Source organism: Rhodovulum euryhalinum (assembly GCF_004342445.1).
GTDB lineage: Bacteria > Pseudomonadota > Alphaproteobacteria > Rhodobacterales > Rhodobacteraceae > Rhodovulum > Rhodovulum euryhalinum.
Genome location: NZ_SLWW01000001.1, coordinates 24449 through 38770 on the forward strand (window position 1 = coordinate 24449; position 14322 = coordinate 38770).

General features: G+C 68.7%; 12 protein-coding genes. 4 read left to right on the forward strand and 8 right to left on the reverse strand.

What is annotated here, in order from left to right:
* Positions 1 to 60: 60 nt before the first annotated feature.
* Together EV655_RS00115 and EV655_RS00120 are read right to left on the reverse strand one after the other, a co-directional pair.
* Complete coding sequence (locus EV655_RS00115) at positions 61 to 843, reverse strand: ChaN family lipoprotein (protein WP_132541085.1); 783 nt, start codon at positions 841 to 843, stop codon at positions 61 to 63.
* 32 nt (positions 844 to 875) lie between these two features.
* Positions 876 to 1754 carry an RNA polymerase factor sigma-32 gene (locus tag EV655_RS00120; RefSeq protein ID WP_132539964.1) on the reverse strand — a complete coding sequence of 293 codons (879 nt, stop codon included), beginning with the start codon at positions 1752 to 1754 and terminating at the stop codon, positions 876 to 878.
* 321 nt (positions 1755 to 2075) lie between these two features.
* Between EV655_RS00120 and EV655_RS00125 the strand changes: the two genes are divergently transcribed.
* Complete coding sequence (locus EV655_RS00125; RefSeq protein WP_132539967.1) at positions 2076 to 3587, forward strand: YifB family Mg chelatase-like AAA ATPase; 1512 nt, start codon at positions 2076 to 2078, stop codon at positions 3585 to 3587.
* A 19-nt stretch (positions 3588 to 3606) separates the two neighbouring features.
* On the opposite strand, the gene EV655_RS00130 is transcribed toward EV655_RS00125, so the two are convergent.
* The 5 genes from EV655_RS00130 to rsmI form a co-directional block, all read right to left on the reverse strand.
* Positions 3607 to 5277, reverse strand: a complete 1671-nt coding sequence (locus tag EV655_RS00130; RefSeq protein WP_165905221.1) for a tetratricopeptide repeat protein — start codon at positions 5275 to 5277, stop codon at positions 3607 to 3609.
* Positions 5278 to 5356: 79 nt separating this feature from the next.
* Complete coding sequence (locus EV655_RS00135) at positions 5357 to 5650, reverse strand: hypothetical protein (RefSeq protein WP_132539972.1); 294 nt, start codon at positions 5648 to 5650, stop codon at positions 5357 to 5359.
* Between the two features lie 157 nt (positions 5651 to 5807).
* Complete coding sequence (gene gshB / locus EV655_RS00140; protein WP_132539975.1) at positions 5808 to 6749, reverse strand: glutathione synthase; 942 nt, start codon at positions 6747 to 6749, stop codon at positions 5808 to 5810.
* 60 nt (positions 6750 to 6809) lie between these two features.
* Positions 6810 to 7163 (reverse strand): YraN family protein, encoded by a 354-nt coding sequence (locus EV655_RS00145; RefSeq protein WP_132539978.1) that lies wholly within the window; start codon positions 7161 to 7163, stop codon positions 6810 to 6812.
* Positions 7160 to 8140, reverse strand: coding sequence for a 16S rRNA (cytidine(1402)-2'-O)-methyltransferase (gene rsmI / locus EV655_RS00150; protein WP_243644930.1), 981 nt, complete (start codon positions 8138 to 8140; stop codon positions 7160 to 7162). The genes EV655_RS00145 and rsmI overlap by 4 nt, the downstream gene beginning before the upstream one ends.
* Between rsmI and EV655_RS00155 the strand changes: the two genes are divergently transcribed.
* From EV655_RS00155 to murJ, 3 genes are read left to right on the forward strand one after another with little or no spacing between them, the layout of a single operon-like run.
* A complete protein-coding gene (locus EV655_RS00155; protein ID WP_132539984.1) occupies positions 8112 to 9278 on the forward strand; it encodes a penicillin-binding protein activator in 1167 nt (388 codons plus the stop codon). The genes rsmI and EV655_RS00155 overlap by 29 nt on opposite strands.
* Positions 9238 to 12054: a [protein-PII] uridylyltransferase gene (locus EV655_RS00160; protein ID WP_132539987.1), complete on the forward strand. Its 2817-nt coding sequence runs from the start codon at positions 9238 to 9240 to the stop codon at positions 12052 to 12054. Before EV655_RS00155 ends, EV655_RS00160 begins: the two co-directional genes overlap by 41 nt.
* Positions 12051 to 13598: a murein biosynthesis integral membrane protein MurJ gene (gene murJ, locus EV655_RS00165; protein ID WP_132539990.1), complete on the forward strand. Its 1548-nt coding sequence runs from the start codon at positions 12051 to 12053 to the stop codon at positions 13596 to 13598. The genes EV655_RS00160 and murJ overlap by 4 nt, the downstream gene beginning before the upstream one ends.
* On the opposite strand, the gene EV655_RS00170 is transcribed toward murJ, so the two are convergent.
* The gene (locus EV655_RS00170; RefSeq protein WP_132539993.1) at positions 13589 to 14275 is read right to left on the reverse strand and encodes a rhomboid family intramembrane serine protease; all 687 of its coding nucleotides are present in this window, start codon (positions 14273 to 14275) and stop codon (positions 13589 to 13591) included. The genes murJ and EV655_RS00170 overlap by 10 nt on opposite strands.
* Positions 14276 to 14322: the final 47 nt, after the last annotated feature.

The window sequence follows — 14322 nt, forward strand, 5'->3', positions numbered from 1 at the left end:
ATCCGCCCTCGGATTAGCGCCTGCCAGACTGTCTAGGCCGCAGCCGGGGTCGAGACAAGCTCAGTTGCCCCTCAGGCCTTCGCACGGGTCGGGCCGCTCGGCGGGATCGGTCACCAGCCACAGGTCGAAGGGCGGGGTCTCGCCGGGGGGCGCCTCGAGCTGGCCGATGGCAAGCACCCGCGCCCCGGGCGCGACACGGGCCAGCGCCCGGCCCATGCCCCAGTCGGTGCGCGCATGGCCGTTGCCGGTGATGACCGCGACCGGGCCACCGGTGTCGTCCAGTGCGGCCCGCGCGGCGCGGGCGAGCGCGGCGTCGCGCAACCGCTGCGCCTCGACCATGCCGCCCATCATCTCGGCGGGCATGGCGTTGCAATGGGCCTCCATCTGGCCCGCTTCGCGGGCGGCCTGCTCGTCCCCGGGCAGGGGATCGGCCAGCCCATAGGCCGACGCCTCGTCGCCAAAGACCACCGCGGCCCCCTCGCCCACGGACCGGCGCACCTCGCCGCGGGGCAGCGCCGCACCGTAGACGGCCGCCCCGGGCGCGGCGGTGAAGATCGGGTGGTACATCGCGAAATCAGGCCAGCCGGACTCTGCCCAGCCCAGCGCCGCGCCCAGCGCCGATGCATCGCCACGGATATCTGGTGTTACCCGCGCCGCCTGCTCGGGCGTCAGCATCTCGAAGACCAGCGCAGCGGGCCGGATCGCCGCAACGGCGGCGGCCTGGTTTGCATGGTGAATCGGGTTGTCGTGAATCTCGCCCAGGATGACCACATCGGCAGGCGGAAGATCGGAAAGAGACGCCGGGGCGATCTGCTCGGCCCCGGCGGCGGTGGCGAAGGACAATGCGGCAAGCGCGGATCGGAAACAGAGGTATCTCACAAGAGGAAGTGATGCACCTCGGGCGATTGGGTTTCAAGGCTCTTGCGCATCTTGCCGAACGCCGCCGCCTCAAGCTGGCGCACACGCTCCTTGGAAAGGCCCAACTCGTTGCCGAGACTTTCAAGCGTCCGGGGCTCTTCGCGGAGCTTGCGTTCCTGCACGATGAAGCGTTCGCGCTCGTTCAGTTCCGACAACGCATTGACCAGCCAGCCGCGCAACTGCGCCCGGTCGCGCCCGGTCTCGACGATGTCGGCGGCCTGAACCGAGTCGTCTTCGATCGTCTCGATCCACTCGCGGCCCTCGTCGTCGGTCGACTGGGTGGCGTTCAGCGAGAAATCAGAGCCTGCAAGGCGCCCCTCCATCATCTCGACATCGGCGAGCGGAACGCCCACCTCGGTCGCGATCATCTGGCGCAACTGGTGACGGTCGGGCAACTCGCCGCGCGCGCTTGCCTCGCGTTCCAGGCGCGCCTGAACGCGGCGCATGTTGAAGAAGAGCGACTTCTGCGACGAGGTCGACCCGGTGCGCACCATCGACCAGTTGCGCATCACGTAGTCCTGGATCGACGCCTTGATCCACCAGACCGCATAGGTCGAGAAACGCACACCCCGGTCGGGGTCGAACTTGTCCGCGGCCTTCATCAGGCCAAGGCTTGCCTCTTGAATCAGGTCGTTCATCGGCGCGCCATAGCGCTTGAACTTGGCCGCCATGGAAATCGCCAGCCGCATGTAGGCGGTGATCAACCGGTGCAGGGCTGCCTCGTCGCGCTGATCGCGCCATGCATAGGCAAGCGCCAGTTCGGTTTCCGCATCCAGCAGTTCGGCCTTCATGGCCTTCCGTGAAAGCGCCGTCGAGTCGTATCCATCGAGAGCCATGCTAACCCTCCCCGTTCTGGCTATGTGGTCTTCGGTTCCCGGATCGTTTTTGTTTCGTTTACGCAGCAGATTTCGAATTGGATCACAGAAGATTTGATTCCTTCCAGATCGACACGCAGGACTTGTGTGCACAAACGCACACATTTGCGTGAGGCAGCGACCGCCGGGCGGTCTTGCACAATGCGGCGGTACCGCGTGAAGCGCCGTTCTGGTGGCCTGTTCGCCGGGCTGTGGAAAAACCGTCGCGCCGCACACCGGCGTTTACCATTCGGTAACCATGCGGGCGTAGCCGTTAACCATTCCTGAGTGCGGGAGCGGGTGATGGTGTCGCGGGCCTATACGGTTGCCTTCGAAGGGATCGAGGCGAGGGTGGTCGAGGTGCAATGCTCGGTCTCGGCCGGCCTGCCCGCCTTTTCCATCGTCGGGCTGCCCGACAAGGCCGTCAGCGAGGCGCGCGACCGTCTGCGCGCGGCGCTGGTAGCGATGGGCGTGGCACTGCCGTCGAAACGGATCACGGTGAACCTGTCGCCCGCCGACCTGCCCAAGGAGGGGTCGCATTTCGACCTGCCGATCGCTGTGGCGTTGCTGGCCGCGCTGGACGTCATCCCGCGGGATGCGGCCGAGGGCACCGTTTCGCTGGGCGAGTTGTCGCTCGACGGGCGGCTGGTGCCGGTCGTGGGCGCCCTGCCCGCCGCGATGGCCGCCGCCGAGGAGGACCGCGCGCTGCTCTGCCCGCGCGCCTGCGGGGCCGAGGCCGCCTGGGTCGGCGGCACGCAGGTTCTGGCCGCCCCTGACCTGACCGCGGTTGTGCGCCATTTCACCGGCCAGGCCCCGCTGGCCCCGGCCGAGCCGGGCGAGGTGCGCACCGAGGCGCTGTCCCGCGACCTGTCGGACGTCAAGGGCCAGGAACGCGCCAAGCGCGCGCTGGAAATCGCGGCGGCCGGGCGGCATCACATGCTGATGGTGGGCGCACCGGGGTCGGGCAAGTCGATGCTGGCCGCCCGTATGCCGGGTATCCTGCCGCCGCTCTCGCCGGTCGAGGCGCTGGAAACCTCGATGATCCATTCCCTCGCGGGGCTTCTGGACGAGGGCGGCATCTCGCGCCACCGGCCCTTTCGCGAGCCGCACCACACCGCGTCGATGGCCGCCATCGTCGGCGGCGGGCGGGGGGCGAAACCGGGCGAGATCAGCCTCGCCCACAATGGCGTGCTTTTCATGGACGAGTTCCCCGAATTTCCCCGCGCCGTTCTTGAAACCCTGCGCCAGCCGATCGAGACCGGCGAGGTCGTGGTGGCCCGCGCCAACGCGCACATGCGCTATCCCTGCCGCTTCCTGCTGGTCGCGGCCGCCAATCCCTGCAAATGCGGCTATCTGGCGGATCCGGCGCGCGCCTGCGCCCGCGTGCCCCAATGCGGCGAGGACTATCTCGGGCGCATCTCGGGGCCGCTGATGGACCGGTTCGACCTGCGCGTCGAGGTGCCGCCGGTCGCCTATTCCGATCTCGACCTGCCCGCCACCGGCGAGCGGTCGGCAACGGTCGCGGACCGCGTTGCCGCCGCCCGCGCGACCCAGACAGCCCGCTTCGAAGGCCACCCCGGCGTGCGTGTCAACGCCGAGGCCGAAGGTGCCCTGCTGGAGCAGATCGCGACGCCCGATCCCGAGGGCCGCGCACTGCTGGCCAAGGTGGCCGAACGGTTCGGTCTGTCTGCGCGCGGCTATCACCGGGTACTGCGGGTTGCCCGCACAATCGCCGACCTCGATGGCGCCGCGACCGTCGCCCGCCCGCACGTGGCCGAGGCGGTCAGCTTCCGGCTGTCGGTGGGCGACGCCTGAAGGCGTCAGGCGTACCCCATCAGTCGGAACGGCGGGGCCGCAGCGTCTCGCCCAAGGCCGCCATAAGCGCCGCGTCGGGAAACACCGTCGCGATCTCGTCCAGCGCATGCTCGACCGTCGTGCCCCGTTCGGCAAGCCTCGCGGCAGCCTGGTCGGCCGCGTGCCGATCGCCGCCAAGCCGCGCTGCAGCCAGCGCCAGCACCAGCCCGCGCGTGTCGCCGCTCTCGACGATGCGCCGGGCCTCGGCGGCAAAGTCCGGTGCATCGCCCCGCTGGAACGCCCCAAGGGCAAGCGGGATGCGATACCACCCCGGTGCGACCGGGAAATCCGCCAGCACCGCGCGGATCTCGGCCTCGCCCCCGGCCCAGTCGCCGGTCAGGCAGTCGAGCCAGCCACGCTTGACCCGGATCACCCGGTCTGACGGGTTCAGGTTCGCCGCCCGCGCCAACGCCCTTCCCGCCTCGTCAAAGCGCCCGAGCGCAGTCAGGATGGAGCCGAGCGACTCGTAGCCGTCCGCCCCTGTGGGATCGAGGAACACCGCCCGGTTCGCGGCCTCGAGCGCGGCGTCGATGGCGGCGCGCGACCGGGTCGGCCCGGCCTCCGACCAGTCGAGGAAACGCATGAAGGCCGCCGCCGCCCAGATCTGGCCCACACCGCTGGCCTGTGCCGTCAGCGCGTCCAGGCAGTCGCGTGCCCGTTCCCGCTCGCGCGCGGACTTCGTCAGGTCGAAGCTTTGCCATATCAGGTAGCACTGGAACTCGGAGACGCGGCCACGGCGCCAGTCGAGGCGGCTTGCCTCGAGCCGCGCCCGGCCCTCGGAATCGATCGCGCCCAGCGGTCCGGCGATCCGCACGACCAGATCGTCAAGCTGGGCGTGCAGCGCCTCGGCACCCAGCATGTCGTCCTCGCTGAGCGTCACGCGGGACGCCCACAGGATGCTTTCGTCCTCTCCCCGAACAAGGTGCAGGTTCAGCATGCTTCCGCCCTCGGCCGGCTCAAGCGTCCCGGCCAGACGGAAATCCGCCTGCCGCCCGACGCCCTGCCCCGCGGCATCCGGAAGGAATACTCGAAAGCTGCGGAAATGCGACAGCTCGGCGCCGAGAAACCCCGATATACCGACAGCGGGATAAACGCTTTCGGTGGCGGGGCGGTGGTCCTCGATCGGCTCCAGCCGGACGAGAGGATACTCGCCGCCCGGCACGTTCCGCAGGAGCGGCAGCGCCAGCACCAGCGCGACCACGCCCGCCGCGGCAAACGCGACCAGACCGCTTGCAGCCCGGCCGAGACGCCCGAACGCGGGACGCTGTCCCGGCGTTGCGGGCACCACCTCGATTTCGTATTGGCCGCGCGGAATCCGGATTGCCAGGGAGTCGTTCCTGCCCGGTCCGTCGAAATAGGCGTCGAGGGTCTTGCGCAGCCGGGCGATCTCGACGCGGACGATCCCGTCAGAGGCGGGATCAAAATCCGCGGGGCGCCCCAGAACGTCGACCGCGACCGCGTACTCCTTGAGCTTCGTCCCCGGCGCAGTCGAGAGATGATGCGCCACGAGGTAGTCGAGCAGCCTGTGCCGCCGCGACCCCCGGTCAAGAACGCCCGCGCGAAGCAGACGCTCGACCTGCGCCGGAAGACCGTCCGTCGCGCATGCTCCGTCTGGATCGGGTCTGTCGGGGGAACCGGGCAAATGGGACATCGCACAAAAGGGACAAGACTATCTGAAACCAAGGATAGCTTGGCCCCGTGCAAAGCGGCAAGGCGACAGATGGGCAGGTTCAGCCCCGCGATCCGGTCCTTCCCCGCCCGGCCGTCAGGTCCGAGAAGATGCGCAACGCCTCGAGCGCAAAGCTGTCGAAATGGTGGTGCGCCGCGGGATTGTCCGACAGACCCGACACTTCGATGGTCTGGTCGAGCAGGCGCAGCAGGCGATCGAGGGCCTCCAGCGTCTCGGTACCCAGGTCGACGGGCGGGGCGGCAAGCGGGCGCGGCAGTGGAATCACCGTCGCCACCCCGCCGCCCGGCCTTGCCGCGGACCCGTCCGCACCCGCGGCAGGCCCAAATCTTTTCATGCATGCGCCATCCATACTGTTCACTCCGTCCAATCGGTCCGCATATTCTTCTTCGCGCTGCCACGCGAAGCGGCCTATCCGAAAGGTCGGGTTTCGCAACGTACGTGCGGGTACTTGCGGTACAATGCGCACCCGGCGTGCAGGCGGGCGGACCGCGTCAGGCGCGCCTTGCCTCGATCCGCTCCCAAAGATGGGCGGCCAGGTTTTTCTGGTCGAAGCGTTCCAGTTCCTGCAGGCCGGTCGGTGAGGTGACGTTGATCTCGGTCAGCCAGTCGCCGATCACGTCGATACCGACGAACATCTGGCCGTGCTCGCGCAGCGTCGGGCCGATCGCTGCGCAGATTTCCAGATCGCGCGCGGTCAGCGCCGCGCGTTCGGCGCGCCCGCCCACGTGCAGGTTCGACCGCGTCTCGCCCTCGGCGGGCACGCGGTTGATCGCGCCCACCGGTTCGCCGTCGATCAGGATCACCCGCTTGTCGCCCTTCTCGACCGCGGGCAGGAACTTCTGCGCGATCAGCGGCTCGCGGCTCATGCCGGTGAACAGCTCGTGCAGCGAGGCGAGGTTGCGGTCGCCATGCTCCAGCCGGAACACCCCCGCCCCCCCGTTGCCGTAAAGCGGTTTCAGGATGATGTCGCCATGCAGCGCCTTGAAGGCACGCAGCGTGGCGAGGTCGCGCGCGATGATCGTGGGCGGGATCAGCGCGGGGAACTTCAGCACCAGCAGCTTTTCGGGAAAGTTGCGCACCCAGAACGGATCGTTCAGCACCAGCGTGCCGGGGCTCAGGTGCTCCAGCAAGTGGGTCGTGGTGATGTAGCCCATGTCGAAGGGTGGATCCTGGCGCAGCCAGACCACGTCGTAGCCGCCCAGATCGACGTCCTGTTCCGGCCCCAGCGTGTAATGGTCGCCCACCACCCGGCGCAGTTCCAGCGGCCAGCCGCGCGCCATCACCCGCCCGTCGTTCCAGTAAAGCCGGTCGGGCGTGTAGTAGAACAGGCTGTGGCCGCGCGCCTGCGCCTCTTCGCCGATCCGGAACGTGGTGTCGGCGGCGATGTCGATGGGCCCGATCGGGTCCATCTGGATGGCGACCTTCAGCGGCATGGGCGACCTCTTTCTGTTCGGCCCCTTCATGGCCGAGGCCGCCGGGCTTTGCAACGCCGCTCAACCCGCGAAGGCGTTCTCGACGATCTCGACCCGGCCCACCCCGTCGACGAGGGCCACGTCGAAGCGGATGTCGGTCAACTGGCCCCGCGGCTCGCCGTCGAGGAATTCCTGCGCGGCGGCCATGATGCGCGCGGCCTGACGCGGCGTAATCCGCTCGGCGGCGCGGGCAAAGCTGCGGCTGGCCTTGACCTCGACGAAGACCACCGTCGCGCCCTCGCGCAGGATCAGGTCGATCTCGCCGCCCTGCCCGCGCCAGCGCCGCGCGGCGAGGGTGGCGCCGCGGGCCGCGTAATGCCGCGCGACGATGTCCTCGGCCGAGGCGCCCGCGTGATAGCCCGTGGCCCCGGTCATTCGCCCGCCTCCAGCTTCAGCGCCGCCTGGTAGACCTGCCGCCGCGGCAGGCCCAGCGCCGCGGCGACCTCGGCCACCGCATCCTTGACCGAGACCCGTGCCAGCGCCGAGCGGAGCGCGGCCTCGACCTCGTCTTCGCCCGCCGCCGCGGCCACGCCGCGGCCGACCAGCACCACGATCTCGCCCTTCACCTCGCGGTCCGCGAAGGCGCGCGCCAGTTCCCCCAGCGTGCCCCGCGCGACCTCCTCGAAGCGCTTGGTCAGTTCGCGGCAGACCGCGGCGGGGCGGTCCGGCCCCAGCGCCGCGGCCAGGTCGGCGAGGAACCGCGCCACGCGCTTGGGCGATTCGTAGAACACCAGCGTCGCGGCAAGGCCCGCGACCTCGTCGAACATCGCCTTGCGCGCCGCGCCCTGCTGCGGCGGAAACCCTGCGAACAGCACCCGGTCGCTGGGCAGCCCGGCCACCATCAGCGCGGCCAGCATCGCCGACGGCCCCGGCGCGGTATGGACCGGAACCCCGGCCGCGATGGCGTCGCGGGCCAGCGGAAAGCCCGGATCGGCGACCATGGGCGTGCCCGCCTCGCTGACGCAGGCGACCGACCTGCCTTCGGCGGCCAGCGCAATCAGCCGCGCGCGCACGCCCGGGCCGGAATGGTCGTGATAGGCGATCAGCGGACGGTCGCCCAGCGCGATGCCGTGGATCTGCATCAGGTGGCGCGCGGTGCGCGTGTCCTCGGCGGCAATCACATCGGCCGAGGCGAGGATATCCAGTGCCCTGAGCGTGATGTCGCGTGCCGCGCCGATGGGCGTGGCGACGAAATGGATGCCGGGGGGCAGGGGTGTGCGCAGGATGTCCAGGACGGGCCTCTCGGGGAATTGTCTGACGTTTACTTGGGCGGCCGATCCGCATAGGCTCGCCCCGACCCGAGAGACGATGCGAGGAAGCCCAATGATCGCCGTTTTCCGCGCCGCCCGCAAGCGACTGGCCGTCCTGACGGCCGCGCTCGCCATGGTGGCCGCCTGCCAGCCCGTCGGCCTGGGCGGCGGCCCCAGCATCAATGCCAGCCGTCCCGTTCCGGTGGCGCTTCTGGTGCCCGGCGGTTCGGCCGAGGCGGGCGACCAGGTGGTGGCGCGCGCGCTGGAAAACGCCGCGCGGCTTGCGATCGCGGATCTGCAGGGCGTGGCGATCGACCTGCGCGTCTATGACACCGCTGCGCGGCCCGAGCAGGCGGCAGCGGCCGCGAAACAGGCGGTGGCGGACGGCGCCAAGATCATCCTCGGCCCGCTCCACGCGCAATCGGCGAACGCCGCAGGGCTTGCCGTCGCCTCGCGCGGGATCAACGTCCTCAGCTTTTCGAACAATACCGGGATCGCGGGCGGCAACGTGTTCGTCCTGGGGCCGACCTTCGAGAATACCGCGAGCCGGCTGGCAAGCTATGCCGTCGCCCAGGGGCGGCGCAACTTCATGGTGATCCACGACCCGGACGTGTCGGGCCAGACGGGCCGTTCATCCGTCGAGGGCGCGGTCGCGCGCAGCGGCGGACGGATCACGGCCACCGGCACCTACGAGCTTTCGCAGAACGGTGTCGTCCAGGCGATTCCGCAACTTGCGACCAAGGCGCGGAGTTCGGGCAGCGATGCCATCTTCTTCACCGCCTCGACGGCGGGTGCGCTGCCGCTGCTGGCGCAGCTCTTGCCCGAGAACCGCATCGATCCCGAGACCGTGCAGTTCATCGGCCTCACCCGCTGGGACATCCCGCCCTCGACGCTGGCACTGCCGGGACTGCAGGGGGGATGGTTCGCCCTGCCCGACCCCAACCTGACGGCGCAGTTTGCCTCGCGCTACATGTCCGCCTATGGCGAACCCGCGCACCCGCTGGCCGGGCTTGCCTATGATGGCATCGCAGCGATCGGCGCCCTTGTCGGCCAGGGCATGTCCGATGCGCTGACCACGGGTGCGCTGACCCAGCCCTCGGGCTTTGCCGGGGTGAACGGGGTGTTCCGGCTGCGCGCCGACGGCACGAACGACCGCGCGCTGGCCATCGCCGAAATCCAGAACAACCAGGTGATCGTGATTGACCCCGCGCCCAGAAGCTTTGGCGGCGCCGGCCTTTAGCCGCGCCTCCCCCCGACAGGACGACCCGGCGCCGGACAGCCTGATCTGTCCGGCGTCCGATATTTTCGACCGCGCGGGCTTTGCCGCTGAACTCGCCCGCCAGATCGCCGCGGCGGATGGTCCGCGGGCACTGCGCGAGACCATGGTGCGCCACCTGCGCGACGCCCGCAGCCGCGGCCGGGACGCCATCGCCGCCGCCTTTGCCGAACGCCCGTTCGATGCCGGTGCCACCGTGCGCGCCTACACCTGGCTGACCGACTGCCTGGTACGGGCAGCGCTGGAGATCGCCGCAGAGCATCTGCACCCGGGCCCCGGCCCGACCGAGGGCGAGCGGCTGGCGGTCTTTGCCGTCGGTGGCTACGGGCGCGGCGAGATGGCGGCCTATTCCGACGTCGACCTGCTGTTCCTGACCCCCTGGAAGATCACCCCCTGGGCCGAGAGCGTCATCGAGTCGATGCTCTACATGCTGTGGGATCTGCGGCTGAAGGTCGGGCATGCCAGTCGCACGGTGAAGGATTGCGTGCGCCTTGGGCGCGAGGATTACACGATCCGGACCGCGCTTCTGGAAAACCGCTTTCTCGCGGGTCACGAACCGCTGGACCGCGAACTGAACGACGCGCTGTGGGATGATCTCTTCGACGGGACCGAAGCCGATTTCATCGAGGCCAAGCTGGCCGAGCGGTCCGAACGGCACCGCAAGCAGGGTGGTCAGCGCTATGTGCTGGAACCCAATGTCAAGGAGGGCAAGGGGGGCTTGCGCGACCTGCAGTCGCTCTACTGGATTTCGAAATACATCTACCGGGTGGACCGGGCCTCGCAACTGGTCCGGCTGGGCGTGTTCACCGAAGAAGAGTTCAAGGGCTTCCTCAACGCCGAGCGCTTCCTCTGGGCGGTCAGATGCCATCTGCACCTGATCACCGACCGGGCGATGGACCAGTTGACCTTCGACATGCAGGTCGAGGTGGCGGCGGCCATGGGCTATGCCGACCATGGCGGGCGGCGCGCGGTGGAACATTTCATGCAGGAATACTTTCGCCACGCCACGACCGTCGGCGATCTGACGCGCATCTTCCTGACCAAGCTCGAAGCTGCCCATGTCAAGAAGGAACCGATGCTGCTGGGCCTGTTCCGGCGCAAGCGCAAGATGCCAAAGGGCTACGAGATCGCGCAGAACCGGATGAACGTGGCCGACGCCGCGGCGTTCCTGGCCGACAAGGTGAACCTGCTGAGAATCTTCGAAGAGACGCTGAAGACCGGCACGCTCTTGCATCCGGACGCGATGCGGCTGGTCAAGGCCAACCTCCGGCTCGTGGATGACAGCGTGCGCACCGACCCCGAGGCGCAGCGCATCTTCCTGGACCTGATGCTCAAGCACGGCAACCCCGAACGCGCGCTGCGCCGGATGAACGAGCTTGGCGTGCTGGCGGCCTTCATCCCCGAATTCGAGCCGATCGTGGCAATGATGCAGTTCAACGTCTACCACCACTACACGGTGGACGAGCACATCATTCAGTGCATCTCGACGCTGGCCCGGATCGAGCGGGGCGAGCTGGTCGAGGAACTCCCCATAGCCAGCCGCATCCTGAAGGAGGGCGTGAACCGGCGGGTTCTTTACGTGGCGCTGTTGCTGCACGACATCGGCAAGGGCCGGCCCGAGGACCATTCCGTCCTCGGCGCGCAGATCGCCCGCAAGGTCGCCCCGCGTCTGGGGCTGAAGCAGGACGAATGCGAGACGGTGGAATGGCTGGTGCGCTATCACCTGCTGATGTCCGACATGGCGCAGAAACGCGACCTGGCCGACCCGCGGACGGTGCGCGACTTTGCCAAGGCTGTACAGAACAAGAAACGGCTTGACCTGCTGACCGTGCTGACGGTCTGCGACATCATCGGGGTGGGCCCCGGCACCTGGAACAACTGGAAGGCGCAACTGATCCGCAGCCTTTACCGCGAGACGGCGACGGCGCTGGAAAAGGGGCTGGAGGCCGTCAACCGGCGCAACCGCGAGGACCACGCCAAGCGCGCGCTGCGCGAGGCGCTGTCCGACTGGGACAAGAAGGATCTGCGCACCGAGACCCAGCGCCATTACCCGCCCTACTGGTCGGGCCTGCCGACCGAAACGCATGCGATCTTTGCCCGGCTGCTGCACCGGATCGAGGATGACCAGATCCTGATCGACCTGGCGGAGGATGCCGACCACGACGCGACCCGCGCGTGCTTTGCGCTGGCGGACCACCCGGGGATCTTTTCCCGGCTTGCGGGCGCCCTGGCGCTGGTGGGCGCCAATGTGGTCGACGCGCGCACCTACACCACCAAGGACGGCTACGCGACCGCAGTCTTCTGGATCCAGGATGCCGACGGCACCCCCTACGAGGGAGCCCGCCTGCCCCGCCTTCGGCAGATGATCGAAAAGACGCTGGCGGGCGAAATCCGCCCGCGCGAGAAACTGGCCGACCGTGACAAGCTGAAGAAGCGCGAGAAGGGCTTTCGTTTCCCGACCTCGATCACCTTCGACAACGAGGGATCCGAGATTTACACGATCATCGAGGTCGACACCCGCGACCGGCCCGGCCTGCTGTACGACCTGACGCGGGTCTTCGCCGACAGCAACGTCTACATCGCCTCGGCGGTGATCGCGACCTACGGCGCGCAGGTGGTGGACAGCTTCTACGTCAAGGACAGCTTCGGGCTGAAGCTTCATTCCCGCTCGCGCCAGGAATCGCTGGAGAAGAAGCTCCGCGCGGCGATCGAGCGCGGTGCCGAAAGGGCGCACGCGTGACGCAACCGATCCGGCTGGTCTCGGGTTTCCTGACCGTTGGGGTCTGGACGCTGGCCAGCCGCGTCCTGGGCTTCGTGCGCGACATCCTGATCGCGGCCTATCTGGGCGCGGGTCCGGTGGCCGAGGCGTTCCTGATCGCCTTTTCCCTGCCCAACATGTTCCGCCGCTTCTTTGCCGAGGGCGCGTTCAACATGGCCTTCGTGCCGATGTTTGCCAAGAAGGTCGAGGGCGGCGACGATGCCCTGGGATTCGCCCGGGACGCCTTTACCGGTCTTGCGACGATCCTGATCGTCTTTACCCTGATCGCGCAGGTGGCGATGCCGTTTCTGGTGTTTGCCATGGCTTCAGGCTTTGCCGCGGACGAACGCTTCGACATGGCGGTGATCTATGGCCGGATCGCGTTTCCCTACATCCTGTTCATCTCGCTTGCGGCACTTCTGTCGGGCGTGCTGAACGCCACCGGGCGCTTCGTGGCGGCGGCAGCGGCGCCGGTGGTTCTGAACATGCTGTTCGTGGGCGCAATGGTGCTTGCCGGTGCCGCCGGCTGGCCGGTGGGCGATACGCTGGCCTGGACGGTTCCCATCGCCGGGGTGGCGCAACTGGCGCTGGTCTGGTGGGCCGCGTCGCGCGCGGGGTTTCGGCTGACCCTCCGGCGGCCGAAGATGACGCCCGAACTGAAACGGCTGGCCATCATCGCCGCCCCCGCGGCGCTGGCGGGCGGCGTGGTCCAGGTGAACCTTCTGATCGGCCGGCAGGTGGCAAGCTTTTTCGACGGCGCGGTGGCCTGGCTGTCCTATGCCGACCGTCTGTACCAATTGCCGCTCGGCGTCGTCGGGATCGCCATCGGCGTGGTTCTGTTGCCCGACCTGTCGCGCAGGCTTCGTGCCGAGGACACCGACGGCGGGCGTCATGCCTTCAACCGCGCGGGCGAGTTCGCGCTGGCGCTGACCGTGCCTGCCGCGGTGGCGCTGGCCGTCATTCCCGGCCCCATCGTCAACGTGCTGTTCCAGCGCGGCGCCTTCGATTCGGCCGACGCGGCGGCCACGGCGCTGGCGGTCGCGGTCTACGGCGCGGGGTTGCCGGCCTTCGTCATGCAGAAGGTCCTGCAACCGCTGTTCTTCGCGCGCGAGGATACCCGACGGCCGTTCTACTATGCGCTCGGCGCGCTGGCGGTGAACGCGGGCCTCGCTGTCGGGCTGGCACCGCTGCTCGGCTATATCGCAGCGGCCTGGGGCACGACGCTGGCGGGCTGGGCGATGGTCGCGCTGCTCTGGCGCGGCTCACGCCACTATGGCGCGGCGGTCGAGCTTGACGGCCGGTTCACCCGGCGCATCGGCAGGATCGCGGTCGCCTCGGCATTGATGGGTGCGGTGCTCTGGGCGGCGGCCTGGGCGCTGGCCCCGTGGCTCTCGGCCGGGTCTGTCCGCTACACCGCGCTCCTGGCGCTGATCGGCGTCGGAATCGTGGTCTATTTCGGGATCGGCCACCTGATCGGCGCGTTCCACCTGGCCGAGTTCCGCCGCGCGATGCGCCGTCAGCGGTGACGCAACCGCGCCCGGACATGGCCCCAGCCGCCGGGGCTGACCACGAAGGACAGCAGGAACCCGGTCGCAAACCCCGCGAGATCGGCAACCCAGTCATTGCCGCCCCCGAACAGCAACCCGAACACCAGTTGGATGCCCAGCAGGAACCCGATCAGGGTGAAGGCGCGGAACTGGTTCGTACCGGTTCCCGCCAGCCGGACCCACAACAGGAAGGTGAAGGCGCCGATCAGGCCATAGACCGCCGGATAGCCCCCCACCAGCGGCACCGGATCGTTCAGGATCAGACCATAGGCCGCCGCCCCCACGATGGCCGATCCGAAGAACACGGCCAGCACCGCCCAGGCTCGGAACACCTCGCCCACCATCTTGCCAAGCGCCAGGATGAACACCACGACAAAGACGGCGTGCGTCACGCCCGCGTGGAGGAAGGGATAGGTCACGAAGCGCAGCAGTTGTTCGGGCGGAAAGCGCCCGTTCGCCAGCATCCAGTCCAGAACCTGCCCCGAGAACGCATAGTCCTGGAACGCGGCCATCCGCCAGCCTACTGCCGCAGGACCGCCAAGGATCCCCTGTTGTCCGAGGCTCAGGATCGCCTCCATGGCGATGACCGGCAGGACCAGGGCCCAGACGACCCAAGGCAGCGGATTGATCGGATGCGCGTTCGGGTCATAGGACATGCGGCACGGGCCTCGGTTGACGGTGTTGCCCCGCATGGGTAAGCGAG

Coding starts and splice junctions, on each gene's coding strand:
- EV655_RS00125 (WP_132539967.1), top strand. CDS start 2,076: ATGGTGTCGCGGGCCTATACGGTTGCCTTCGAAGGGATCGAGGCGAGG.
- EV655_RS00145 (WP_132539978.1), bottom strand. CDS start 7,163: ATGACCGGGGCCACGGGCTATCACGCGGGCGCCTCGGCCGAGGACATC.
- EV655_RS00170 (WP_132539993.1), bottom strand. CDS start 14,275: ATGTCCTATGACCCGAACGCGCATCCGATCAATCCGCTGCCTTGGGTC.
- EV655_RS00120 (WP_132539964.1), bottom strand. CDS start 1,754: ATGGCTCTCGATGGATACGACTCGACGGCGCTTTCACGGAAGGCCATG.
- EV655_RS00130 (WP_165905221.1), bottom strand. CDS start 5,277: ATGTCCCATTTGCCCGGTTCCCCCGACAGACCCGATCCAGACGGAGCA.
- EV655_RS00135 (WP_132539972.1), bottom strand. CDS start 5,650: ATGAAAAGATTTGGGCCTGCCGCGGGTGCGGACGGGTCCGCGGCAAGG.
- gshB (WP_132539975.1), bottom strand. CDS start 6,749: ATGCCGCTGAAGGTCGCCATCCAGATGGACCCGATCGGGCCCATCGAC.
- EV655_RS00155 (WP_132539984.1), top strand. CDS start 8,112: ATGATCGCCGTTTTCCGCGCCGCCCGCAAGCGACTGGCCGTCCTGACG.